Origin of the sequence: Propioniciclava tarda, from assembly GCF_900182665.1 — a bacterium.
GTDB classification, from domain to species: Bacteria; Actinomycetota; Actinomycetes; order Propionibacteriales; family Propionibacteriaceae; genus Propioniciclava; species Propioniciclava tarda.
This window is the reverse complement of sequence record NZ_FXTL01000004.1, coordinates 152,181-175,091: the sequence shown is the minus strand read 5'-3', so window position 1 is coordinate 175,091 and position 22,911 is coordinate 152,181. Positions and strand designations below refer to the sequence as shown.

18 protein-coding genes are annotated in these 22,911 nt (G+C 70.8%); 12 read left to right on the top strand and 6 right to left on the bottom strand.

What is annotated here, in order from left to right; all coding sequences use genetic code 11:
* Nucleotides 1-153: 153 nt before the first annotated feature.
* The gene (locus FN821_RS05450; protein WP_131171527.1) at nucleotides 154-1,020 is read right to left on the bottom strand and encodes a GTP-binding protein LepA; all 867 of its coding nucleotides are present in this window, start codon (nucleotides 1,018-1,020) and stop codon (nucleotides 154-156) included.
* 178 nt (nucleotides 1,021-1,198) lie between these two features.
* Between FN821_RS05450 and FN821_RS05445 the strand changes: the two genes are divergently transcribed.
* Both FN821_RS05445 and FN821_RS05440 read left to right on the top strand, forming a co-directional pair.
* Nucleotides 1,199-1,822: a PQ-loop repeat-containing protein gene (locus FN821_RS05445; protein WP_131171526.1), complete on the top strand. Its 624-nt coding sequence runs from the start codon at nucleotides 1,199-1,201 to the stop codon at nucleotides 1,820-1,822.
* Nucleotides 1,823-1,862: 40 nt separating this feature from the next.
* Nucleotides 1,863-3,023: an MFS transporter gene (locus FN821_RS05440; RefSeq protein ID WP_206662006.1), complete on the top strand. Its 1,161-nt coding sequence runs from the start codon at nucleotides 1,863-1,865 to the stop codon at nucleotides 3,021-3,023.
* Here the strand turns inward: FN821_RS05440 and FN821_RS05435 are convergent.
* Complete coding sequence (locus tag FN821_RS05435; protein WP_165489254.1) at nucleotides 2,980-4,224, bottom strand: glycosyltransferase family 87 protein; 1,245 nt, start codon at nucleotides 4,222-4,224, stop codon at nucleotides 2,980-2,982. The genes FN821_RS05440 and FN821_RS05435 overlap by 44 nt on opposite strands.
* 190 nt (nucleotides 4,225-4,414) lie before the next feature.
* Between FN821_RS05435 and FN821_RS05430 the strand changes: the two genes are divergently transcribed.
* The 5 genes from FN821_RS05430 (at nucleotide 4,415) to FN821_RS05410 (ending at nucleotide 13,625) form a co-directional block, all read left to right on the top strand.
* Nucleotides 4,415-6,514 carry a hypothetical protein gene (locus FN821_RS05430; RefSeq protein WP_131171523.1) on the top strand — a complete coding sequence of 700 codons (2,100 nt, stop codon included), beginning with the start codon at nucleotides 4,415-4,417 and terminating at the stop codon, nucleotides 6,512-6,514.
* Nucleotides 6,515-6,585: 71 nt separating this feature from the next.
* Nucleotides 6,586-11,520, top strand: a complete 4,935-nt coding sequence (locus FN821_RS05425) for an Lhr family ATP-dependent helicase (protein WP_241660107.1) — start codon at nucleotides 6,586-6,588, stop codon at nucleotides 11,518-11,520.
* A 132-nt stretch (nucleotides 11,521-11,652) separates the two neighbouring features.
* Nucleotides 11,653-11,850 (top strand): hypothetical protein, encoded by a 198-nt coding sequence (locus FN821_RS05420; RefSeq protein ID WP_131171522.1) that lies wholly within the window; start codon nucleotides 11,653-11,655, stop codon nucleotides 11,848-11,850.
* A gap of 22 nt (nucleotides 11,851-11,872) precedes the next feature.
* Complete coding sequence (locus FN821_RS05415; RefSeq protein ID WP_131171521.1) at nucleotides 11,873-12,616, top strand: class I SAM-dependent methyltransferase; 744 nt, start codon at nucleotides 11,873-11,875, stop codon at nucleotides 12,614-12,616.
* A 172-nt stretch (nucleotides 12,617-12,788) separates the two neighbouring features.
* Nucleotides 12,789-13,625, top strand: coding sequence for a DUF4405 domain-containing protein (locus tag FN821_RS05410; RefSeq protein WP_131171520.1), 837 nt, complete (start codon nucleotides 12,789-12,791; stop codon nucleotides 13,623-13,625).
* A 14-nt stretch (nucleotides 13,626-13,639) separates the two neighbouring features.
* Here FN821_RS05410 and FN821_RS05405 read toward each other — a convergent pair whose 3' ends face one another.
* Together FN821_RS05405 and FN821_RS14205 are read right to left on the bottom strand one after the other, a co-directional pair.
* Nucleotides 13,640-14,869 carry an MFS transporter gene (locus FN821_RS05405; protein WP_131171519.1) on the bottom strand — a complete coding sequence of 410 codons (1,230 nt, stop codon included), beginning with the start codon at nucleotides 14,867-14,869 and terminating at the stop codon, nucleotides 13,640-13,642.
* 60 nt (nucleotides 14,870-14,929) lie between these two features.
* Nucleotides 14,930-15,091: a hypothetical protein gene (locus tag FN821_RS14205; RefSeq protein WP_165489253.1), complete on the bottom strand. Its 162-nt coding sequence runs from the start codon at nucleotides 15,089-15,091 to the stop codon at nucleotides 14,930-14,932.
* On the opposite strand from FN821_RS14205, the gene FN821_RS05400 reads away from it, so the two are divergent.
* The 5 genes from FN821_RS05400 to FN821_RS05380 all read left to right on the top strand — a co-directional run bounded on the left by FN821_RS05400 (nucleotide 15,090) and on the right by FN821_RS05380 (nucleotide 18,990).
* The gene (locus FN821_RS05400) at nucleotides 15,090-15,356 is read left to right on the top strand and encodes a hypothetical protein (RefSeq protein ID WP_131171518.1); all 267 of its coding nucleotides are present in this window, start codon (nucleotides 15,090-15,092) and stop codon (nucleotides 15,354-15,356) included. The genes FN821_RS14205 and FN821_RS05400 overlap by 2 nt on opposite strands.
* Nucleotides 15,357-15,579: 223 nt before the next feature.
* Nucleotides 15,580-16,368: a DNA-formamidopyrimidine glycosylase family protein gene (locus tag FN821_RS05395; RefSeq protein ID WP_131171517.1), complete on the top strand. Its 789-nt coding sequence runs from the start codon at nucleotides 15,580-15,582 to the stop codon at nucleotides 16,366-16,368.
* A gap of 86 nt (nucleotides 16,369-16,454) precedes the next feature.
* Nucleotides 16,455-17,348: a hypothetical protein gene (locus FN821_RS05390; protein ID WP_131171516.1), complete on the top strand. Its 894-nt coding sequence runs from the start codon at nucleotides 16,455-16,457 to the stop codon at nucleotides 17,346-17,348.
* An 85-nt stretch (nucleotides 17,349-17,433) separates the two neighbouring features.
* Nucleotides 17,434-17,865 (top strand): thioesterase family protein, encoded by a 432-nt coding sequence (locus FN821_RS05385; protein WP_131171515.1) that lies wholly within the window; start codon nucleotides 17,434-17,436, stop codon nucleotides 17,863-17,865.
* 192 nt (nucleotides 17,866-18,057) lie between these two features.
* Nucleotides 18,058-18,990: a hypothetical protein gene (locus FN821_RS05380; RefSeq protein ID WP_142640441.1), complete on the top strand. Its 933-nt coding sequence runs from the start codon at nucleotides 18,058-18,060 to the stop codon at nucleotides 18,988-18,990.
* 104 nt (nucleotides 18,991-19,094) lie between these two features.
* Here the strand turns inward: FN821_RS05380 and FN821_RS05375 are convergent, their stop codons facing one another.
* Complete coding sequence (locus FN821_RS05375; RefSeq protein WP_131171513.1) at nucleotides 19,095-21,092, bottom strand: M3 family metallopeptidase; 1,998 nt, start codon at nucleotides 21,090-21,092, stop codon at nucleotides 19,095-19,097.
* A gap of 78 nt (nucleotides 21,093-21,170) precedes the next feature.
* Nucleotides 21,171-22,883 carry a serine/threonine-protein kinase gene (locus tag FN821_RS05370; RefSeq protein WP_131171512.1) on the bottom strand — a complete coding sequence of 571 codons (1,713 nt, stop codon included), beginning with the start codon at nucleotides 22,881-22,883 and terminating at the stop codon, nucleotides 21,171-21,173.
* Nucleotides 22,884-22,911 lie beyond the last annotated feature (28 nt).

The window sequence follows — 22,911 nt, the reverse complement described above, 5'->3', positions numbered from 1 at the left end:
TTATGGCGCTTCTGCCTCGTTGGCGAGGTCCAGACGGAAAGATCTATCGAGTGGCCCCGAGTCGATGGATGCGACTGAGCGACGGACTATCTCCATCTCGACAGACCGATGACGGTCAATGACGGCGCCCGGAAGCCGCCGGCATCCCCGGCGTCAGGCGGCGGTCGCCAGCCCTTCGGACGCCAGCCGGCGAGATTCCTCGATGGCGGCCAGGACGTACGGCGGGAACTCCATTCCCTGGGAATTGGCCCAGAGCAGGCGCGCCTCGAGGCGTCCGATCTCGCGGGCGTACTCGACGGGGTCGTGGCCGAACCCGAGAACGTCCGACACCATGCCCATCTGCGCTTGGTACTTGGGGTCGCGGTGGGTGCCGACGAGCTCGTAGGTGCGGGTGCGCAACTGCCGGGCGAGGTAGAGCTGCCACGGACGCAGCTCGCCGACGATCTTGGTCGCCGACATTTGGTAAAAGGCGAAGTGACCGGGCTCTTGGCGCTTGATCGGATGGATCACGGTGGTCAACAGCGCGGTCTCGCCGAGCTCGTCGAGGCGGTCCATCAGGGCGCTGTAGGCGAGCACGGCCTGGCGCTCGGTCGAGGCGCCGGTGAAGTAGTAGACGCAGCGGGCGACGTCCTGAATGGCGGGGACCCGGGCCAGCGCACCGAGCAGCTTCACCGGACCACTGACCTCGGTCAGCGGCTGCGCCGGCGGCAGCCCGAGCTCGGCCTTGAGCCGGTCCAGGATGCGTCCGTGCTGGATCTCCTGGTCGTGCCACACGTGCCGGTAGAACGCGACGTCGACGGCCGGCGCCCCCGGCAGGATCGTGTCCAGCTCCTTCACGTTGCGCTCGACCTCGAGCTCGACGCGGGCGAGGTAGTCGAACATGACGCCGAACCGGTCGCGCACCAGCTCGGGGTTCTTCACGGTGAAGTCCACCGAATCCATCGGGATCGCCGGGTGCTCGTCGCCGATCCTCTTCACGTGATCGGTGAGCATCTGCGACGTGATGTTGCTGCGCGCCATGGGTCGAGTCTACGAAACCAATTTGGACGCCGCACGTCGCGTCCCGAGGCGGGGCCCCAGCGCGCGCCCCGCAGGGCGCCGCGGGATCCGATGGCGATTCCGGACCGTGGACCCCAGGTTGCCACCTCGTGCCGAATCGATTCGATAACCGGACGCGAGACGACTAGGGTTGCGCATCATGCAGCTGGTGGATGTGTGGGGTTGGACGTGTGCGGTCGTCGGGTCGTTCATCTCGTTGCCGCAGGTGCTGCGCCTCCTCCGCGCCCACACCTCCGCCGGCATCTCGCTGCTGATGTGGCAGCTGAGCTGCGCGGCGTCCGTCGCCTGGGTCTTCCACGGGCTGCGCGGTGGCTGGTGGAACATCACCATCCCGAACGCCCTGATCGTCGTGACGGGCGTCCTGATCATGAACATGGTGATCAGCGACCGTCACCTCGACCCCGTCCGCACCTGGGGCCTCGTCGCCGCGGTGGCCGCGGCCCTGGTCGCGGTCGAGTACCTCACGACGCCGGCCCTGTTCGGTGCCGCGGTGTTGATCCCGCTGGCCATCGGCATGCTCGGCCAGACGCGTGACCTGCTTCGCGCCCCCAACCTCGGCGGCGTCTCCGGCGTCTACCTGGGTCTGGTGGCCCTGATTCAGTACATGTGGCTGTCGTGGGGCGTCGCGGTGGGCGACGTCTCGATCGTGATCTGCGCCACCGTCCTCGGGGTCATCTCGGGCTTCAATCTCGTCTGGTTCGTCCTGCGCGACCGCGGCCGCGTCGCCGCCCGCCCGCGCCTCGCGACCGCCGGCGTTGCCTAGACCGGACGCCTCGCGCGCCTCGGCGTCCACCGCGAGCCAGGTGCCCCGCGAGATCTGGGTGCTGATCGCGGCCGCGTTCATCGTGGCCCTCGGCTACGGGCTGATCGCGCCGATCCTCCCGCAGTACGCGAAGTCGTTCGACGTGGGCGTCGGGGCCGCGTCCACGATCGTCAGCGTGTTCGCCCTAGCCAGGCTCCTGTTCGCCCCGGCGGGCGGTTCGTTGGTCGGACGCCTCGGCGAGCGCTGGGTCTACCTGACCGGCCTGGTGATCGTGGCCCTGTCGACCGCGGCCTGCGCGGCGGCGTCCTCGTTCCCGATGCTGCTCATCGTCCGCGGGCTCGGCGGCATCGGCTCGACGATGTTCACGATCTCGGCGATGGGGCTCATCGTCCGGACCGCCCCCGCCCATCTCCGCGGCCGCGTCTCGGCCCTATACGGCACCGCGTTCCTCGTCGGCAACATCGCCGGACCCGCCCTAGGGACGCTCGCGTCCGGGCTGGGCTTCCGAATCCCGTTCCTGATCTATGCGGGCGCGCTGCTCGCCGCCGCGACGGTCGCCGGGGTGTTCTTGTCGCGCACGTCGCTGGCCGACGTCCGCGCTGACGCCCGCCCCAAGCTCACCTTCGCCGAGGCCGTCCGCTATCCCGCCTATCGCGCGCTGCTCGCGGGCAGCTTCGCCAACGGCTGGACCAACTTCGGCGTCCGGATTTCGCTGGTGCCCCTGTTCGCGGCGCTCGTCCCGACGCTCGGACCGGCCATGGCCGGCCTCGGCCTGTCGGCGTACGCGGTGGGCAACTTCGCGGTCCTGCAGGTCTCGGGACGCCTCGTCGACCGCCGCGGGAGGCGTCCGGTCGCCATCGCCGGACTCGTCATGAGCGGCCTGGTCGGCCTCGTGTTCGGCTTCGCCGAGTCCATCCCGCTCTACCTGGCGCTGTCGGCGCTCGCCGGCGCGGGCGCCTCCCTCATCGCCCCTAGTCAGCAGGCCGCGCTGGCCGATGTGGTCGGGCAGGAACGCTCGGGCGGTCCGGCGTTGGCGGCCTTCCAGATGATGGGGGACCTCGGCGGCTTCGCGGGTCCGATCGTGGCGGGCCTGATCGCCGACCGGTTCGGCTTCGGGGCCGCGTTCGCGGTGAGCGGCGTGCTCACGCTGGCCGCGGTCATCCCGTGGCTGCTGGCCCCCGAGACCCTCGTTCGCTCCTAGCCGCGGCCCACGCCGCGGCGCCGCTCCACGCCATGAAGACGAGCAGTCCGACGTTTCGGACCGCCAACACCTCCGTCGGACGCCCCGCCCCGGCCAGCAGGTCGTCGTAGTGCAGCGGGTAGAGGTACGCCGTGAGCGTCACCAGCACCCCCACCAGGACAAACGACACCACCGCCCGGACGCCGTCGGCGCTGATCCGTCGACGGTCGGTGAGGCTGTGGGCCAGCACCACGACGACCGGCGCCGCGAGCCACAGCAGGTACTGCGGCGACAGCGCCTTTGACGTCACCATGAACGCCGACGTCGCGAACAGCGCGAGGTGCGCGGCGGCGTCCGGCCTGGAGCCCTGCGTCAGCCAGCGGATGCCGAGCCCGACGAACGCCACGAGCGCGAGCCCGGCGGCCAGGTTGGCGTTCGCCAGCGACTGCTGGACGCCGGGGCCGGCGAGCTCGTAGGCGTTCCACGTGGTCCAGACGACCTGCGGGCCGGACCCGTCCAGGCGCGCCAGCATGCCGGTCGTCGCGGCGACGGCCTCGATCTGCAGCCCGCGATCGCGCTGGTAGAACAAGGGCGACAGCAGCCGGTCCCAGCCGGCGGCGGCGATGGACGCCCCCGCCACGACTGCGGCCGAGATCGCCGAGGTGGCCAGGGCCCGGACGCGCGTCCGGCGATCACCCAGGGTCAGCGGCGCCAAGATCGCCGGCCAGGCCTTCACGGCCGCCCCGGCCACGACGAACACGGACGCCTCGGCGTCCCGTCGACGCAGCAGCGACGCGACGGCCAGCGCCCCGAGCACGGCGGGCAGGACGTCGAAGCGCAACAGAGCGAGGCGTCCGGACAGGGTTTCGAGGACGGTCCAGGCGACGACGGCACCCGTCCAGCCGCGGGCCAGCAGGACCGCGACGAAGAGGGCATCAACGGCGACGACTCCGACGAGGAAGGTCCAGCGGTAGGCGTCGTGGTCGACGCCGCCGAGGGCGTAGGGCAGGTAGAGCAGCGCCGCCGCGGGCGTGGGGTACTCGGGCAGCAGGCCCGCCAGCCCCCCGCCGGACGCCGCCTTCTGGCATTGCAGGAAGTAGTAGTAGGCGTCGGAGTACTCGTTCGGACGCCACACCTGCGTCACCAGCGACCAGTACTTGGCGATCGCCCACAGGGCCAGCGCGCCCGCCGCGAGGGCGAGTGGGCGGGCCTGGGTACGCACGCGCCCATCGAACCACACGGCTCTGCTCGGGCGTTCTGATGGGGTGCTCGCTCATCGCGTTCCATCGGTAGGGGTCGCATGCCTCAATGGCCATATCGCGTCCTGCTGCTCGGCCCCCATGGCAGACGAACCTGGTCGCAGGCTCGCCCGTGGGAGAAGAATGGATCCAGGTTCTCAACGAGGAGGAGCCATGCCCGAATCCGTGCACCTCGACGACCTCAAGGCGATGGGCGACGCGTGGCGTCGCTTCGGCTCGACCGCCGACCTCGTCCCCCACCTGCAATCGCTTCCCACCGTCGTCGCCTGCGGGGCGAGCGGACCACTGGTCGTAGCCGACTGTGGACCCCACGGCTGGGTCGTCTTCGACGACGACCGGACGCCGCCGGCGTCGGCCCCCCTGCCGGACGCACCAGGTTCGGCAAGGCCGACGGCGGGTCCGGACCCGGGCGTCCTGGCGAAGATCGAGCAGATCAAGGCGTTGGCGCACGACGAGTCCGTGCCTCCCGAGGAGCGGTTCAAGAGGCTGAAGGCGATGACCCAGGCGTTGGCGGCCCAGGGGGCCGCGCGGCCGGGCGCGGGACGGGGGGCCCTCGGCGCTCCGACCCGGAACGCGACCGGCGGCGGGGGCGGGGGCGGCGGGTCGGCGTCCAAGAAGAGGTGCAGCGTCCCGGACTCGGACGACGGCGTCCTGGTGTCGAGCGGAAACGAGCCGTGGCTGCGCCACCTGCAGGACCGGCTGGAGGCGTCCGGGTATCGGGTGACGACGCTCGTGGGGGCGGGCGTGGAGACGTACCGGACGCTGCCGTCGGGCGGCGTCCTGCTGATCAACGCGCACTCCGCGCCGGCCTGGAGCCTGTTCAACCGCGGACGCGAGTTCGCGATCTGGACGGCCGACCAGGTGAACCTGGACCTGGAGCGGCGGTGGGCGCGGGAGATCGCCGACGGCGACATCATCAAGTACTTCCGCGGTGATCCACTCGACTTCGCGCATTACGCGATCACGGACGCTTTCGTAGCCAAACACTTCCCGGCCATGCCTGCGAACTCGCTGGTGGTCTTGGAGTCGTGCCACGGGGGCGCGGCGGGCGCGGCTCCGCTGCGGAAGGCGCTGCATGCGAAGGGCGCGGACGTGGTTGCCGGGTGGTCGTGGAAGGTGCCTGATCAGCTCGGGGGGGGCACGCAATGGTTCCTGTTCGACCGGCTGACGGGCGGTGGGGACGCCGTCGACGTCGACCTCACCGGATATGGGGGCACGTGGCTGCACGTGCCCTCGGAGCGGGACGCAACAGGGTTCGAGCAGCGGGCCTTCGACTGGCCGCACGTCGAAACGGACATGCTCAGCAAAGGGCTAGGGGTCTTCCACTCCCCCGACCTGTCGTACCTGACCCGGCTGATCTTCGAGCCCGGAGCGGGCAGTCTGGGGCCACTGCGTCCGAGCATCGCGACGATGACGGTCGACGAGTCGACGTCGCTGCTCACGATCACGGGGCTGTTCGGCAAGGGTCCGTACACGGGCGCGCGGCGCGTCACCGTCGACGGCATCGACGTCGGCTGGAGCCGCTGGGACGATGACGAGATCGAGTGCGGCCCGCTGCCGCGGTCGGGCGCGGGCAGTTGCGGCGACGTCGTGGTCCACATCGGACGCCGAACGTCCAATGCGGCGCCCCTCACATCGTGGACCTCGACGTTCACCCTGTCGTGTCGGCAGCCCGGAAAGAAGAGGCCGTTCGCGGTCCTGACCGGGCCGATTACGTTGCGCGGTGACGTCCACGCGTCCAGGGACCTGCCGGGACGGCGTCCGAGCTCACGGACCATGGTCGTCCAACTCGTGCTCGACGACGCGGCGACCGCGTCGTTCACCCTCGGCGGGACGCACCAGGCCGGGCAGTTCTCGTACGCCTGGTCGTTCGAGGGCACCGTGAAACCAGGCGCATCCCCGGACGGGTCGATCGTGGCCTGGCTGAAGGCGGTCGGGGCGGACGTGACGCGTCCGGCGATGTGGCTCGAGGCGTCCGGCTTCGCGGCTCCGCTGGGGTCGCTGGTGCTCAAAGACCTGGCCGCGGGGAAGCGGTACGACCTGCAGGCGGTGATGATGTCGGTGGACATCACCGGCGACGCCGACCTGCTGAAGGGCTCGGTGACGTGGGCGCCTGGCTCGTTTGGGGTGCCCGGCGGCAAGCGGCAGGGGACGATGTCGTGGGGCGTCGAGCCGCCGGTCGACTTCCCCGCGACCTTCGAGTGGACGGACTTCGTCGTCACGCACGCGCCCACGGCGGACACGCCGGCCTGAGGCGAGTTGGGCGGCCTGAGCGGAGAGATGGCCGGACTGGGATAGCGGTTTTGTCGGAGGCGGCTGGCACCATGGGGCGCACGATGGACGCCGACGTGCTGAGCCGCTTCTCCCCCGCGACGCGGGAGTGGTTTGCCACGTCGTTCGAGGCCCCGACGGCGGCGCAGGCCGGGGCGTGGGCGTCCATCTCGACGGGTGCTCACACGCTGGTCGTCGCGCCGACGGGCTCGGGCAAGACGCTGGCGGCGTTCCTGTGGTCGATCGACCGGCTGGCGTCCGAGCCGGTGCCTGAGGACGCGTTGGCGCGCTGCCGCGTCCTGTACGTCTCGCCGCTCAAGGCGCTGGCCGTCGACGTCGAGCGCAACCTGCGCTCGCCGCTGGTCGGGGTCGGGCATGCGGCGGCTCGGCTCGGGCTGACGCGTCCGGACATCGGGGTCGCGGTGCGGTCGGGGGATACACCGGCTGACGAGCGGCGACGCTTCGCGAAGACCCCGTCGGACATCCTGATCACGACGCCGGAGTCGCTGTTCTTAATGCTGACGTCGTCGGTCCGGGAAGCGCTGCGAGGCGTCCAGACGGTGATCGTCGACGAGATCCACGCGGTGGCGGGCACCAAGCGGGGCGCGCACCTGGCGGTGTCGTTGGATCGCTTGGACGCCTTGTTGGCGGCGCCAGCGCAGCGGATCGGGCTGTCGGCGACGGTCCGGCCGGTGGACGAGGTGGCGCGGTTCCTGGCCGGGGGGCGTCCGGTGACGATCGTCGATCCGCCGACCGACAAGCAGTGGGACCTTCAGGTCGTCGTTCCTGTGCCCGACCTCGGCGCGCTGGGCGAGGTCACGGGCGACCTGTCGGGTCCGGCCGCGGGCGATCCGCGACGCACCTCGATCTGGCCGCACGTCGAAGAGAAGATCGTCGACCTCGTCGAAGCCCACCGCTCGACGCTGGTGTTCGCGAACTCGCGCCGGTTGGCCGAGCGGCTGACCGGGCGGCTGAACGAGATCGAGGCCGAGCGGCGCGAGGAGGCTTCGACGGACGGCGGCGGCGGGCAGGGCGTGGCCGGGCGTCAAGACGCCGGCGACGAAGTCGTCCGCGTCACGGGCGGGCACGGCGCCGCCGTCCGTCCACCGGCGCTCATGATGGGCCAGGCAGGGGCCTCTGGTGGCGCACCGCCGGTGCTGGCGCGGGCTCACCACGGCTCGGTGTCGCACGAGCAGCGCAAGGGCATCGAGGAAGACCTCAAGGCCGGACGCCTCCCCGCGGTCGTCGCCACCTCGTCGCTTGAGCTGGGCATCGACATGGGCGCGATCGACCTGGTGGTGCAGGTCGAGGCGCCGCCGAGCGTGGCGTCCGGGCTGCAGCGCGTCGGACGCGCCGGGCACCAGGTGGGAGCCGTGTCGCACGGGGTGTTCTTCCCGAAGTTCCGGGGTGACCTGGTGGCGTCCGCGGTGATCGTCGAGCGCATGCGGGCCGGCGCGATCGAGCAGCTCCGGGTGCCCGCGAACCCCCTCGACGTGCTCGCGCAGCAGCTCGTCGCGATGGTGGCGCTCGACGACTGGTCCGTCGACGAGCTGTTCGACCTGGTGCGCCGGTCGGCGCCGTTCGCGGGGCTGACCAGGGGCGTCCTCGAGTCGGTGCTCGACATGCTGGCCGGCCGCTACCCGTCCGAGGACTTCGCCGAGCTTCGTCCGCGCCTCGTCTGGGACCGCGTCACCGGCACCCTGAGCGGACGCCGCGGCGCGCAGCGCATCGCGGTCACGTCCGGCGGGACGATCCCCGACCGGGGGCTGTTCGGGGTGTTCATCGCGGGTGATGGTCCGGGGAGGCGGGTCGGCGAGCTGGACGAGGAGATGGTCTACGAGTCGCGCGTCGGCGACGTGATCACCCTGGGCACGTCGACCTGGCGGATCGAGAACATCACTGCCGACCAGGTGCTGGTCACGCCGGCTCCCGGCGAGCCCGGACGCCTGCCGTTCTGGAAGGGCGACACGCTTGGGCGTCCGCTGGAGTTGGGTCAGGCCGTCGGCTCGTTCGTCCGCGAGGTGTCGTCCCTGGACGCCGCGGCGGCGTCCGAGCGGCTCCGCGGCGCCGGACTCGACGCGTGGGCGTCCGACAATCTGCTGGCCTACTTGAGCGAGCAGCAGCAGGCGACCGGACGCCTCCCCCACGACACCCAGCTCGTCGTCGAGCGGTTCACCGACGAGCTGGGCGACTGGCGCATCGTCATCCACTCGCCGTTCGGAGCGCCCGTGCATGCGCCCTGGGCGCTCGCGATCGCGGCGCGGATGCGGGAACGCTACGGCGTCGACGTCCAGGCCATGCACGCCGACGACGGCATCGTCTTGCGGCTGCCCGATCTGGGCGGGAGTGATCCGTGGGACGCCGACGGCTGGGGCTCGGGTTGGGGCGATACGGCTGCGGCGGACTTCGCTGCCGCGGACGGCGGCGGCGGCGACAGCGGAGCCAAACGGCACCACGAACAGCCGATGGCCGACCTCCTCGACCTGATCCTGCTCGACCCCGACGAGATCGCGCAGATCGTCACGGACGAGGTGGGCGGATCGGCGCTGTTCGCGTCCCGGTTCCGGGAGTGCGCGGGGCGGGCGCTCCTGCTGCCGAAGAGGCGTCCGGACAAGCGTCAGGCCTTGTGGCAGCAGCGTCAGCGTTCGGCGCAGCTGCTGAGCGTGGCGTCCCAGTACCCGGCGTTCCCGATCGTGTTGGAGGCGGTCCGGGAGTGCCTGCAGGATGTGTTCGACCTGCCCGGACTGGTCGAGCTGATGCGCCGCGTCCGGACGCGCGAGGTGAGCGTGGTCGAGGTCACAACCCCGACTCCGTCGCCGTTCGCGTCGTCGCTGCTGTTCGGGTACGTCGCGCAGTTCATGTACGAGGGCGACGCGCCTCTGGCGGAGAAGCGGGCCGCGGCGCTGTCGCTCGACCCGGACCTGTTGGCCGAGTTGCTCGGCACGTCCGCCGGGCTGAGCCTGCGCGAGTTGCTCGATCCGGCGGCCATCGCGCGCACTCACGACGAGCTTCAGCATCTCGCCGAGAACCGGCGCGCCCGCGACGCCGACGAGGTCACGGACCTGCTGCGGGTGCTGGGTCCGCTGACGACGGAAGAGATCGTTGCCAGGTCCATCGGGGCTTCGACAAGCTCAGCCAACGTCCCGGTCCCTACGCCTGTCGTAGGGGCGCTCGACGAGACGCCGACCACTGACCACCCTGCGGGGGATGCTGCTGAAACGCCGGTCCCTGAGCCTGTCGAAGAGGCCCTCGCCCGGACACCGAACCCGGAATCTGCAACAACCCCGATCCCTGAGCCTGTCGAAGGGTGGCTCGCCGCACTCTCGGCGTCCGGACGGATCTTCCGCGCGCGCGTCGGCGCGCGCGAGGTCTGGGCGGGCATCGAAGACGCCGGGCGCCTGCGCGACGCCCTCGGCGTCCCCCTGCCACGCGGGGTACCGGACGTCTTCGCGGCCCCGACGGTCGACCCGCTGGGCGAACTGCTGACCCGCTACGCCCGGACGCATGTCCCGTTCACGCTGGACGAGGCGGCGTCCTGGCTCGGGCTCGGGCGCGCGATCGTGGCCGACGGACTTCGCCGGCTGATCGCCGAGGGGCGCGTCGTCGAGGGCGAGTTCAGGCCGGACGCCGCGACGCGCGAGTTCTGCGATCCGGGGGTGCTGCGCACGATCCGGCGCCGGTCGGTGGCCGCGCTGCGGGCCGAAGTGGAGCCCGTTCCTCAGGCTGACTACGGGCGATTCCTTCCCGCCTGGCAGGGGGTCGGCGGGCAGCTGCGCGGCGCCGAGGGCGTCCTGCGGGCGATCGAGCAGCTGGCCGGAGTGGTGCTGCCGGCGTCCGCGGTGGAGTCGCTGATCCTGCCGGCGCGCGTCCGGGACTATGCGCCGGCCCTGCTCGACGAGCTCTGCGCGGCTGGCGAGGTCGTCTGGCGTGGGCACGGTTCGCTGGCCGGACGCGACGGCTGGGTGTCCCTGTATCCCGCTGAGTTGGCCGACCTGGCGGCGTCCGATGCCCTGCCCGAGGGCGAGTTGCAGGTCGCGCTCCACGCCGCACTCGCCGACGGGGGCGCTTACTTCTTCGGGGCGCTTGCGGCGGCCGCGCCGCCGGCGTCCGAGGCGTCGGTGTCGGAGGCCCTGTGGGAGCTGGTCTGGAAGGGGCTGGTGACCAACGACACGGTCGCTCCGCTGCGGGCGCGGCTGGGTGCCGGCACGACGACGCATCGGACGCCGCGCGCGGCTCCGCGGGGCCGGTACGGGCGCGTCCGGACGTCTGTTCCGCGCCGGTCGGCCCCACCGGACGCGGGCGGTCGCTGGTCGGCCCTTCCCTCGGCTCCCCTTCGACAAGCGCAGGGACCGAGCGGGCCGCTGCCGGCGTCCGGGCTCACGAACACCGAGCGGCTTCTGCTGACCTCCGAGCTCCTGCTAGACCGCTATGGCGTGCTGACAAGGGGTTCCGTCCAGGCAGAAGAGATCGAGGGCGGGTTCGCGGGCGTCTACAGGGTGCTGAGCGCGGCCGAAGATGCCGGACGCGTCCGGCGCGGCTACTTCGTCGAGGGGCTAGGCGCTGCGCAGTTCGCGACGGTCGGCGCGATCGATCGGCTGCGCGGCGCCAAGCCGCAGGCGCCGTTGGTGCTGGCCGCGGCGGATCCGGCCAACCCGTACGGCGCCGCCCTGGCGTGGTCGGCGACGGTGGCGGACTCGCCCCACAAGCCTGCGCGCAAGGCCGGGGCGATGGTCGTGTTGGCCGACGGCGAGCCAGTGGTCTACCTCGAGCGCGGCGGCCACACGGCGCTGACCTGGACGGACGACCCCGCAGTACTGGCGTCCGCGGCCCGCGAGCTGGCGCTGCTGATCCAGACCGGACGGCTGGCGTCCATCACGGTGGAGAAGATCGACGGCAAGGCGGCGTTGGGCGGCGACCAGCCGCTAGTCCCGGCTCTGCTGGACGCCGGTTTCCGGCTGACGCCGAAAGGCATCCGGCTGCGACGCTAGGCGCATCATCGTGGGATTTGGGCTGGTTGAACGCGTCGAGTGAAGGGGGAGTAATGGAGGTGAGACGAGCCGATCGACGGCGCTCAGCGCAGGTCTAGGGCCGAGGAAGAGTTCGGTTCAGACGCTGATGCCGTGCTCGACCTGCTCGAGCTGACCGAGCTCGCGTGGCACGACTGCTTCTGGGACACATCACCACCCCAGGACGTCATCGACGACCCCTTCCTGGTCGCCGACGGTCAACTGCCGGAGCTGATTCGAGCCGCTCGTCTCGCGGTAACGGACTACCGCGATCTCCGGATCGCGGCGGATCTGATTCGCGCGTCTCGCTGACCCGCAGTCCTAGATTTGCCTCATGACCGAGTCGTGGCAGAACCGGGCGCTCGCTGACTCCTTCGGCGCGGAGGCGTCCACGTATGAGCGCGGGCGGCCGGAGTATCCCGACGAAGCCATCGCGTGGCTGCTCGGCGACGCCCGGCGGGTCGTCGATGTGGGGGCGGGCACCGGCAAGCTGACCCGCGTCATCGCCCGCCTGGGTCGGGAGGTCACCGCGGTCGAGCCGGACGCTGGCATGCGGGCGCAGTTCGCGCCCGCGGTGCCGGGCGTTGAGGTGCTGGACGGTTCAGGTGAGCGAATCCCCTTGCCGGACGCCAGTTGCGAGGCCGTCACCTTCGGGCAGGCCTGGCACTGGGTCGACCCTCTGGCCGGCTCACTGGAAGCCGGACGCGTGCTCGCCGCCGACGGCGTCCTGGGGCTGGTCTGGAACACCAAGGACCAGTCCGTCGGGTGGGTCCGTAAGCTCGCCGAGCTCACCGGCGACGCGGTCGGCGAGATCATGGCCAACTCGCCCGAGCCGCCGCCGTACGGCCCTCCGTTCACCCGCGCCGAGTCGCGCCTGTGGCGCTGGCAGCGGCCCATGACCGGGGACGACATCGTGGCCATGGTCGCCTCGCGCAGCGCAACGATCACAGCATCGGACGCCGACCGCGCAGCTGTCCTGGCGTCGGTCGACGACCTGCTCGCGACCCATCCCGACCTGGCCGGGCGTGACGTGATCGAGGTCCCTTACGTCACGGTCGCCTGGCGCGTTACTCGCTGATCCCGACTCGCCCCGACCAGGGACCCGCTCGGCCGGCCCTGAGAGTGCGCAAAACCGGGTTGTCGCCTGCACAGGGAGCTCGGTCGGCGCACACAAACCCGCAGCACGGCGTCCTCACAACAAACTCACAGGCGCGCTCGCTACTTTTCGGGCGACTCGACCAGGGAGACCGATGAAGCTCAACCAGATCAAGATCGCCATCGACGTGATCATCACGATCACGCTGGGGCTGCTCTACACGACCCACGGCGCCCTCGGACTCGCGTTCCACGAGTGGGCGGGCATCCTGATCCTGGTCGGATTCGTCGTCCACGTCGCGGTCAGCTGGGAGTGGGTCGTCGCCGTCACCAAGCGTCTGTTCGGGGCGACGCGTCCGAGGGCTCGGTTCCCGTACGTGCTCGACATTCTGGTGCTGTTGAGCATGGGCTGGACGATCGTCTCCGGCGTGCTCATCTCCCGGGTCGCGACCCCGCAACTGGCGTCGTCGGCGCCGCTGTGGCGCGCGACCCACGTCCCGATCAGCTACCTGACGTTGATCATCATCGGCGTCCACCTCGGCATGCACTGGGAGTGGCTCATGTCCACGCTGCGTCGGCTCACGAAGCGACCGCGGGCCACCGGCGCGCTGCGCTGGACCCTCGCCGCCATCGCGGCGCTGGTCTTCGCCGGCGGCGGATACGCGACGGTCATCACCGGTGCGCTGCCCAAGGCGGTCGCGTTCCAAGGTGGCGAAGGCGGCATGCGCGCCGGTCACGTCGAGGGGGCGGCCCCGCCCGCCGGCCAGCCCGGCGGAGGCATGGGTCGCGGACCCGGTGGGGGACGCGGCATGGAAGGCGCACGCGGCATGGAAGGCGCACGCGGTGGCGCCTCCGGCTCGGATGCCACGTCGCTGCTGCTGCACACGGGCGTCATCGCCGCCTTCGCCGTGCCGACCTTCTACGCCGACAAACTCGTCACACACGCCCGCCGGAAGAAGCGATCGATGACACCATCCCAACTTCCCGCCTGACCAGGCGGACGCCGTTAGGCGCCGACTCGGGCGTCGGTGTCCGCCGGGATGAGCCACCAGGCGGACGCCGCGGCGGCGAGTCCGCACAGGATGGCGATCACGATCGGGACCTCGACGCCGTGCGGCGCGAGGGCTCCGGTCAGGGCCGAGCCGATGGGCGCGCCGAGCCAGTTCACCGACATCGAGACGGCGAAGGCGCGGCCCATCCATTCAGGGGCGGTCCGGCGCTGACGGATGGTGAACATGGCGATGTCCAGCGGCCCGTTGAGCAGCCCCACCAGCGTCAGACACACCGCGACCCCCACGAGGCCGACGCCGGGCAGGGTGAGCGGCACCAACACCGCCGCCGTCCCCACCAGCGACCACGCGAGCCAGCAGCGCTCGCGTCCGGCCGAGTTGAGGCGTCCGAACAACACCGACGCGACCATGCCGCCCACGCCCTCGGCCGCGAACAGCCACCCGACGGTCGCGGCGTCGCCGCCGAGGCGTCCGAGCGTGATGAACGGCACCGCGATCGCCAGCGTCCCCCACGTCACGTTCGCCAGCATGATCGACACCCCGAGCCCCCGCAGCGTCCGGTTGCGCCAAAAGTAGACGAGCCCGTCCACGGCGTCGCGCCAGAGGCGTCCGGACGTGTCGTGCTCGGACGCCGGGTCCGTGACGCCTCGCACCGTCACCGCGGCCGTCACGAACACCGCTGCGACCAGGGCCAACGCCGCCGGCGCCCCCAGAAACTGGACCGCGAAACCGGCGAGCGGCGGGCCGACGAGCGACGCCAGGACCCATCCGGACGAGTCAGCCGCGTTGGCGCGCTCCCAGAGGGGCTCGGGCACGACGCGGGGGAACAGGCTGCGCAGGCCCGAGTTCGACAGCGGACCCGTCAGCGACGCGACCGCAGCGATCACCACCAGCAGCCAGCCGGGCAGGGCGCGCGAGGCGGCCAGCGCGGCGATGAGCCCGAGAGCCGCGGCGGCCACCAGGTAGTCGAGGGCGACCAGCCGGACGCGTCCGTGGCGGTCGAGCAAAGCCCCGGCGAGCGGGCTGACCACGAGCCCCGGAACGAGCGACGCGAACGCGACCGCGCCAGCTAGCGTCGCGGAGTCGTAGACCTTCAACGCGAGCAGAGTCAGCACCATGCTGCTCATCGCCTGGCCGGTGCGCGCGAGCGTCATCGAGCCGACGAGACCCGGCACCCCGCGGACCCCAAACAGCGCGCGATAGGAGTGCTGCTCGGTCGTCGGCACGGCCGTCAGGTTACTCCGCGTGGCGACCGCCAAATCCAGCCGAGAACTGGGGAAGTTCGGTCAGCGGCAGATCTGCTCGGTGGCCGCCGTCACGTTCGCGAGAGCGGTGGAGAAGTCGCCGAGGAACTGATTCGCGGCGGCGGCATCCAAGCCCACGAGCTTCGCGCTGACGGACTTCGCGGCGTCGAAGAAGGGCTTGGCGTCCGCCGGGATCCTGGCCATGAGGCTGTCCATGAAGGGCTTGTCGGCGTCGGCTTGGGTGACCTTGCCGCTGTTCGCCTTCAACCCGACCGAGGTGAGGTGCATCAGCGACTCGGACGCCGCCTGGCACTCGCGCGACGACTGGCCGTGCGCGGCCACGGCCACGGTGGCCCTGCTCGATGAGGTGGCCGGGGCCGGCGCGCTGGAACTGGTCGTTGACGACGTCGTCGAGGACGCCGCTGTCGTCGTGGTTGACGCCGCAGGCGCCGCAGGCGCGGGGGCTTGAGTAGCCGCGCCCCCGGAGGAACACGCCGACAACAGGACCAGCGCCGAGATCCCGATTCCTACCAGCCGAACCATGCGTCCTCCTTGTGGGTCGGACGCAGCTAACCGATCCGCGCTGACAAGGGTCAACACTCAGTCGGTACTCAATTCGGGCGCGGGCGCGCACAGCCGCGACCGCTGGTCCCGGTCGCGTGAGGGTTGAGGTCGGGTGCCATCATGGGGCAATGCCCGAGGGAGACACCGTCTGGCGCACCGCCCACCGCCTGAACCAGGTCTTCTCCGGGCGCGAGCTGGCACGCTGCGACCTCCGCTGGCCGGGCCTGTCGACTTACGTCTTGTCAGGGACGCCGACGCGCGAGGTGGTGCCGCGCGGCAAGCACCTTCTTCATCGCCTCGAGTCCGGCTGGACGATCCACTCCCACCTCCGCATGGAGGGCTCGTGGCGCATCCAGCCGGCAGCCGAACGTGCGCCCGCGGCGTCCCCCAAACTGCGCGCGGTCCTCGGCACGGGCGCTTACACCGCGCTCGGCTGGAGCCTCGGGATGCTCGACGTCGTGCGCACCGCCGATGAGTCCAGCTTGGTCGGGCACCTCGGGCCCGACATCCTCGGGCCTGACTGGGACGCCGACCGCGCGGCCGCCAACGTCCACGTTGCGGACGCCACGCTGGCGGCCGCGCTGCTGGACCAGACCAACCTCGCGGGCATCGGCACGATGTGGGCGTCCGAGGGGCTGTTCGTCACCGGCCTGGATCCGTTCGCGTCGGCGTCCAGCGTCGCGCCGCCGGCGATCGCGACCCTGCTCAACCGGACGCAGCAGCTCATGCGGGCCAGCTGCGCGTCGGCGGCGGCGTCCTCGACGGGCAGCCAGCGGCTGGGGCAGACGACGTACGTCCACGGGCGCCGCAACCAGCGCTGCCGCCGCTGCGGCACCCTCATCGCGATGCGGTTCACCGGGCCGCCCACCCGCGAGCGGACGATCTACTTCTGCCCCCGCTGCCAGGGCGTCAGATAGAGGCCGGACGCCCAACGCCCGGACGCCTCGTCCCGCCTCCAACAACACCGTTTCCAGGCGGAGGTCCGGTACGGCAGACTGCCGCCATGGCGCGGATCACCGAAGGGACCCCCGGCCAACCGGCCGAAGTCTGGATCCAGGACCGCGGGGCGTCCGACACACGACTCCGCAGCACCCTGATCATCGAGGACCTGAGCGACGTCCTCACCTGCATTTCCGCCCGCTCGGGCGCGAACGGACCGAACAATCCGGTCACCCAGTACATCCTGAGCCAGGCGGCCGAGTACCTCGCCGAGCGGCTCATCGAGGACGCCGCGCCCGGTTCCGGCGGCGGCAGCGTGCCGCGGACCCTCTCCGGCGCGCTCGGTCACCAGCCGTTCATCGAGTCGGTGCTCAACATGAGCCAGCACCAGATGCTGCGCCGGTGGCCGCTCGCCACTGACTGGTACACCGACGTCATCCACTACGTGATGCGTCCGTCGCGGTTCACCAGGGCGATCGACTACGTGCGGAGCCAGTTCGACGACTGGTCCTCGCGTCCGTTGGGCGAGTTCGTGAGGCTGTTCTCGGACGCCGTCTTCCGGTTGGACGGCGACCCCAAGGTGCTGCGGATGGCAGAGGCGCTGCAGGCCCTCTGGCCGGACTACCCGCCGGTGCGCGAGGCGTCCGAGGCGTATCACGAGCAGATCCAGACGATGTGGGCGCCGCTGTATGCGGAGTCGCTGTCCCGCTACGGCCTGAAACTGCGGCCCGAGGTGAAGTTCGAGGAGCTCGGCTGGGCGTTCAATGCACTGCAGACCCGGGAGACGTGGGAGCGGCTCGGCGGCTCGGTCGTCGAGCCGCGGGTGGCGTTCGACGGCGGACGCTGGTCCGTCACGGCGCTCACCTCGCTGATGGTGCTGTCCGGCTCGGTGCTCGACGTTGACGGGTCCCAGTTGAGCCCGGCGCAGCTGGCCGTCCGCAAGCCGGTTGCGCGTTGAGCCTGGGCGATGGTGTGGCGGGACGTGCGATGAGGGGCGCTGACCGGCGGACGCCGTCGCGCGGGAATCCAGGAAGGTGGGTGCGATGAAGGCAGGTTTGGCGATCGGAGCGCGGCACGCGGTCTCGGTGGTCGTGGACGACTCACTGACGGTGCCGGGCGTCTCGTCGGAGTTCCCCGGCTTCGACGACATGCCGCGCGTGTTCGCGACGGCATACCTGGTGGGGTTCGCCGAATGCGCGGCGATGGGGGTCCTGGCCGGCTTCCTGGACGAGGGCGAGGGCTCGGTCGGCGTCGACGTCTGCTTCGATCACACCGCGGCGACCCCGGTCGGGCTCACGGTGACGGCGGTCGCGACCGTGACGGCCGTCGAGGGACGGAAGGTGTTCTTCGACGTCGAGCTGTCCGACGACGCCGGGCCCATCGGCGCTGGCACCCACTGCCGGGCCATCATCGACCGGGCCAAGTTCGACGCCCGGGTGGACGCCAAGCGGCAGCAGTACGAGGCCTTGGACTGACATCCGCGGCTGACTTGTCCACAGCCATCTGATAACCCCGTCCATCGAGTCTGCTCGGTTTTAGGAAGTTTGCTCGGCTTTGCCGTGCGGCAAAGCCGGGATTCTTTGACGAAACCGAGCAAACGCCCCTCCGATGCGCATGGGGAGTTCTCCCCATTCTCTCCGCCCGGGGTCTTGGGGTTGGCTACCTCCGTGGAGAAGCAACTGGTACGGCTCAGCCGCGAACTCCTAGCGATTGGCATCACGAAGGCGCAACTGGCCAAGGACGCGCGGCGGGGAACTCTGCTCCAGTTGCGCCGGGGAGCTTGGACCGAAGAGCGACCCGACGACCACCGCATCGCGCACCTGCAGAAGGCGCGTGCCCTGTGTCAGCAGCGACTCGACGCCGTGTTGAGTCATGAGACGGCCGCCATCGCCTGGGGTCTGCCCGTCGATTCGGACGCCCTGGCGCGCGTCCACATCACCAGCCAAAGCCTCGGCCATGGCCACCATGACCCCGACGTCTATGAGTCGAATACGCCGCTGGCAAGCCACGACATTGGCGTCCATGAGGGCTTGCTCATCACCAACGTTGCGCGGACAGTCATAGACATCGGACGCACCGCGCGCCTGGAGTGGGCGGTTGCGGCCGCCGATTCCGCGCTGCACAACGGGCTGGTGACTCAGTGCGAGCTCGACCGAGCTGTCCGGGAGGCGGCGCGTAGAAAGGGCATAGCCCGCGCGCGGCACGTGGTTCGTTTCGCCAACAGCTTGGCCGAGTCACCGCTGGAATCAATCAGCCGGGTGCAACTCGCTCGCCTGCCAATCCCCGAGCCCGTGGTGCAGTACCCAGTCAAACTCAACGGGATGAAGGTGGCCACCAGCGACTTCGGGTGGGAGCAGGAGGGCATCGTTGGCGAGGCGGATGGTGCGATCAAGTACGGGCCACTCCTTCGAGAGGGTGAGACTCCCGAGCAGGCCGTGATGGCTGAGAAGCGCCGCGAGTGGAAGATCAAGGCGGCAGGGTTCACGGTTCTGCGTTGGGGCATGGCCGAGGCGCTCAGCTACGACAAGCTTTCGGCGATCGTCCTGCCGGAGTTCGAGTGGCGGGATCGCCGACCGCGTCCGAGGACGAATCGCCCCTGAGACGAGTTCGCTCGGTTTCGTCGAAGAATCCCGGATTTGCCGTACGGCGTAACCGGGCAAAGTTCCCGAAACCGAGCAAACTCCCGTAGGCGTCAGCCCACCCGCTACGCGATGCCCTTGCGTTTCAGCAGCGGACCGAGCTCCGGGTCGCGTCCGATGAAAGTCCGCCACGTCGACATGACGTCCACGGACCCGCCGGGCGCGAGCAACGTCCGGCGGAAGTGGTCGCCGTTCGCCCGCGTCCCCCCGCCGTTCGCGTCGAACCAGGCCACCGCGTCGGCATCCATGACCTCGGCCCACACGTAGCTGTAGTACGCGGCCGAGTAGCCGCCGCCCCAGATGTGCGCGAAGTACTGCGTCCGGTACCGGGGCGGGATCAGGTCGTACGCCATTCCCGCCTTCTCCAACGCGGACGCCTCGAACGCCTCCACCTCGGACGCTTGAGTCGGCAGCTCGTCCACCGTCGCCGTGTGCCACGCCTGGTCGAGCATCATCGCCGCCCAGATCTCGTAGTTGTTGAAGCCCTGGTTGAACGTGGACGCCGCCTGCATCTTCGCGGCCCACTCGGCCGGGATGACCGCGTCCGGCTGCCAGGCCCAGTGCTCGTTGACCTGCGAGGGGAACTCGACGAAGTCGCGCGGCGTGTTCGGCCCCGAGTGCGACGGGTACTTCGAGTGCGCGAACAGCCCGTGCAGCGCGTGTCCGAACTCGTGGAACATGGTGATGACGCCGTCCCACGAGATCGTCGTCGTGCCCTTGGGATAGTTGCAATCGTTGGTGACGACCGGCAGCTCACCCAGGAGCGTCGATTGGTTGATGACGTTGCTCATCCACGCCCCGCCCTGCTTCGTCGGACGCGCCCAGAAGTCCATGAGGAACAGCCCGACCGTCGAGCCGTCGGCGTCCTTCACCTCATAGACCTCGGCCTCGGCGGTGTGACCGCGCAGGTCCGGACGCCTCACGAACGTCACCCCATACAGCCGCTCGGCGGCGCCGTAGACGGCGGCCAACACCTTGTCGACGGCCAGATAGGGGGCCAGGGCGTCCAGATCGAGGTCGTACTTCTCGCGCCGCACGATCTCGGCCACGTAGGCCCAGTCCCACGGCGAGAACGTCTCGCCCGGGTAGAGCTCGGCGAACCGGGCGGTCAGGACGTCGGCGTCCTTCTTGGCCTGCGCCAGCGCGGCGGGGCCGAGGCGTCCGAGCATCTCTGCGACGGCCTCGGGCGTCTTCGCGCAGGCGCGCTCGGTGACGATGGCCGTGGTGTTCGGGTAGCCGAGGAGGGTCGCCTTCTGGGCGCGCAGCCGGGCCGCCTCGACGATGATCGCCCGCGCATCCGGACCCCCCTCGCGACCGAGCCCGCGCGTGACGGACGCCTCGTGAATCCGGCGCCGCAGGTCGCGGTTCGACAGCTTCTCCAGCAGCGGATGCTGCGACGTGTTGACCTGGTCGATCTTGTAGGTGCCGTCCTCTTGGCGCAGCGAGCCCAGCTCTTCGTCGTTGAGCCCGTCGAGCTCGGTGACGTCGGTCACCACGATCGCGCCCCCGTTGCGCGCGGCGAGGTTGACCTTGTCGAACGCGGTCTCAAGCTCGGCGAGGCGGGAGTTGATGCCGCGCAGCGTCCGCTGCTCAGCCTCCGGAAGCGCCACGCCGTTGCGGACGAACGCCGCCAACAGATCGGCCAGCAGCCAGGCGTCCTCGGCGTCCAGCTCGACCTCGCCGGCCTTGGCGCGGGCGTCCAGGGACGTCAGCCGGTCGTACAGCGCCGCGTCCATGAAGATGCGGTCGCTGTGGGCAGCCCACTTGGGCGCGTACTCCTCTTCGAGAGCGTCGATCGCGTCGGTGGTGTCGGACGACTTCACCCCGTAGAACACCTCGATCGCCTTGGTCAGCGGGTCGCCGGCGCGCTCCCACGCCTCCAGGACGCCCGCCACCGTAGCCGGGGCCGAATCGGCCGCCACGGCGTCCAGCGCGGCCAACTGCGAGGCCATGCCGTCGTCGAACGCCTCCCGGAAATGCTCGGGGGTGATGGCCGCGTACTCCGGCAGATGGAACGGCCGCTCAGCGAGGCGCGCGAAGGGGTTGGAGGCGTCCAAGGTCATGCCGATCATCCTGCCAGCGGCCACCGACACTTTCCGACGGGCCGCGGGCGGCGTCCGTTCACACGCCCAAGTGAACGCCTACAGCAGCAGCCCGACGGCCTGCAGGGCGACGGTCAACGTGGCGTAGTCGGCCGTCGAGATCGCCTTGGAGTTGCGCAGCGACTTCGCCTGGTTGCTGAACTGCGTCAACGCCTGTTTGGCCTTGTCACCGGCAAGAATCCGGTCGGACGCCGTGGCCCAGCTGTCCGTCAACTGCTGCTTCGCCGCGCGCTCGGCGTCCGTCTCGGGCGACCAGGAGTCCAGCGCGGCGGAGACGGTGTCGACCGCCCCCTGCAGCGCGAGGCGTCCGGGATCAGGCATCGGCGGCATCGGCGGCAGCTGGATCGTCGGCATGGTCGGCAGGACGAGCGTCGGTTTCGACGTCGGCGTGGGTGTTGGCTTCGGCGTCGGGGTGGGCGTCGGGGTCGCCTTCTTCGAGGGGGACGCCGTCGCCGGCGGTTGGGTCGGGACGACCGAGGCCACCTTCTGCAGTCCGAGCCAGGCGGCGCCCACCAGGACCACCGCCAGCATGGCGACCAGCACGCCGATCACTCCGCGCTTGAACCACCGGCTGCCCGGCGGGGTGCGGTTCGTCGTGACGGTGGGTCGTCCGGGGGGCGGGGCCGTGAACTGCGGACGCGCCGACGCGGCCGGAGGCGTCCACTGGTTCGCCCGGACCATCGCGGGCGCCACCGGCGGGAACTGCGACGAGCTCGGCAGGGGTGACGTCACTAGCGGCTGGACGGGCGGGGTCGGGGGGAGCACCGCGGTCGCTCCCGCGGCGGCGTCCTGAGTCAGGAGCACCGCGGTCGCCTCGGGACCGGCGGACGCGACGACCGGCAGCGCTGCCGTCGCGGCCGCACTCGCCGCGGGCAGCACCACCGCTGCAACCGCTCCCGCCGCAGGCAGGACGGCCGTCGCGTCGGCGTCCGATCTGGTCGGGGACGCCAACCCGCGAAGGCGCGCGGCGGCGTCCGAAGCGGAGGGGCGAGCCTCGACGTCCTTGGCCAACATGGCGTTGACAAGGGAGTCCAGGTCGGAGGGCACCCCCGGCCTAGCCTGACGAAGCGGCACGGGCGCGACGTTCACGTGCTGCTGAGCGACGTCCACCGCGGTCACGCCGACGAACGGCGGCCGGGCGCAGAGCATGGCGTAGACGAGGCAGCCGAGGGAGTAGACATCGGACGCCGGCCCGGCCCGGCGGGCCATGGCCTGCTCGGGCGACATGTAGGCGGCGGTGCCGACGGCCAGGGCGGCGGGCGAATCCGTGCCGTCGCCGGACGACTCGGCGATGCCGAAGTCGAGGACCTTGACGGCCCCCGTCGTGGCCAGGAAGACGTTGCCCGGCTTGATGTCGCGATGGACCACGCCGACGGCGTGACCGGCCTCCAGGGCCTGGCCGACCTCGGCGCCGATGCGCGCGGCGGCGAGGATCGGCAGTGGTCCGCGACGCAGCCGCTCGGCCAGGGACTCGCCGTGGAGAAGCTCCATCACCAGGTAGGCGAGGTGGTCCTCGACGCCGGCATCGAACGTCGTGACCACGTTCGGATGGTTGAGCCGGGCGATCGCGACGACCTCGCTGTTGAACCGCTCAGCCGTGACGGTCTCGCTGGCCTGGGCGAGATCGACGATCTTGACCGCGACCTCCCGGTGCAGCCGCTCGTCCTGGGCATGCCACACGTGCCCCATCGACCCGGAGCCGATGGGGTCGAGGAGCCGGTAGCGCCCCGCGATCAGGGCCCCGCTGTGCATGCATCGAGTGTAGGTGGACGCCTCGGGC

Coding starts and splice junctions, on each gene's coding strand:
- FN821_RS05450 (WP_131171527.1), bottom strand. CDS start 1,020: ATGGCGCGCAGCAACATCACGTCGCAGATGCTCACCGATCACGTGAAG.
- FN821_RS05445 (WP_131171526.1), top strand. CDS start 1,199: ATGCAGCTGGTGGATGTGTGGGGTTGGACGTGTGCGGTCGTCGGGTCG.
- FN821_RS05430 (WP_131171523.1), top strand. CDS start 4,415: ATGCCCGAATCCGTGCACCTCGACGACCTCAAGGCGATGGGCGACGCG.
- FN821_RS05425 (WP_241660107.1), top strand. CDS start 6,586: ATGGGGCGCACGATGGACGCCGACGTGCTGAGCCGCTTCTCCCCCGCG.
- FN821_RS05415 (WP_131171521.1), top strand. CDS start 11,873: ATGACCGAGTCGTGGCAGAACCGGGCGCTCGCTGACTCCTTCGGCGCG.
- FN821_RS05410 (WP_131171520.1), top strand. CDS start 12,789: ATGAAGCTCAACCAGATCAAGATCGCCATCGACGTGATCATCACGATC.
- FN821_RS05400 (WP_131171518.1), top strand. CDS start 15,090: ATGAGGCTGTCCATGAAGGGCTTGTCGGCGTCGGCTTGGGTGACCTTG.
- FN821_RS14205 (WP_165489253.1), bottom strand. CDS start 15,091: ATGGCCAGGATCCCGGCGGACGCCAAGCCCTTCTTCGACGCCGCGAAG.
- FN821_RS05395 (WP_131171517.1), top strand. CDS start 15,580: ATGCCCGAGGGAGACACCGTCTGGCGCACCGCCCACCGCCTGAACCAG.
- FN821_RS05390 (WP_131171516.1), top strand. CDS start 16,455: ATGGCGCGGATCACCGAAGGGACCCCCGGCCAACCGGCCGAAGTCTGG.
- FN821_RS05385 (WP_131171515.1), top strand. CDS start 17,434: ATGAAGGCAGGTTTGGCGATCGGAGCGCGGCACGCGGTCTCGGTGGTC.
- FN821_RS05375 (WP_131171513.1), bottom strand. CDS start 21,092: ATGACCTTGGACGCCTCCAACCCCTTCGCGCGCCTCGCTGAGCGGCCG.
- FN821_RS05370 (WP_131171512.1), bottom strand. CDS start 22,883: ATGCACAGCGGGGCCCTGATCGCGGGGCGCTACCGGCTCCTCGACCCC.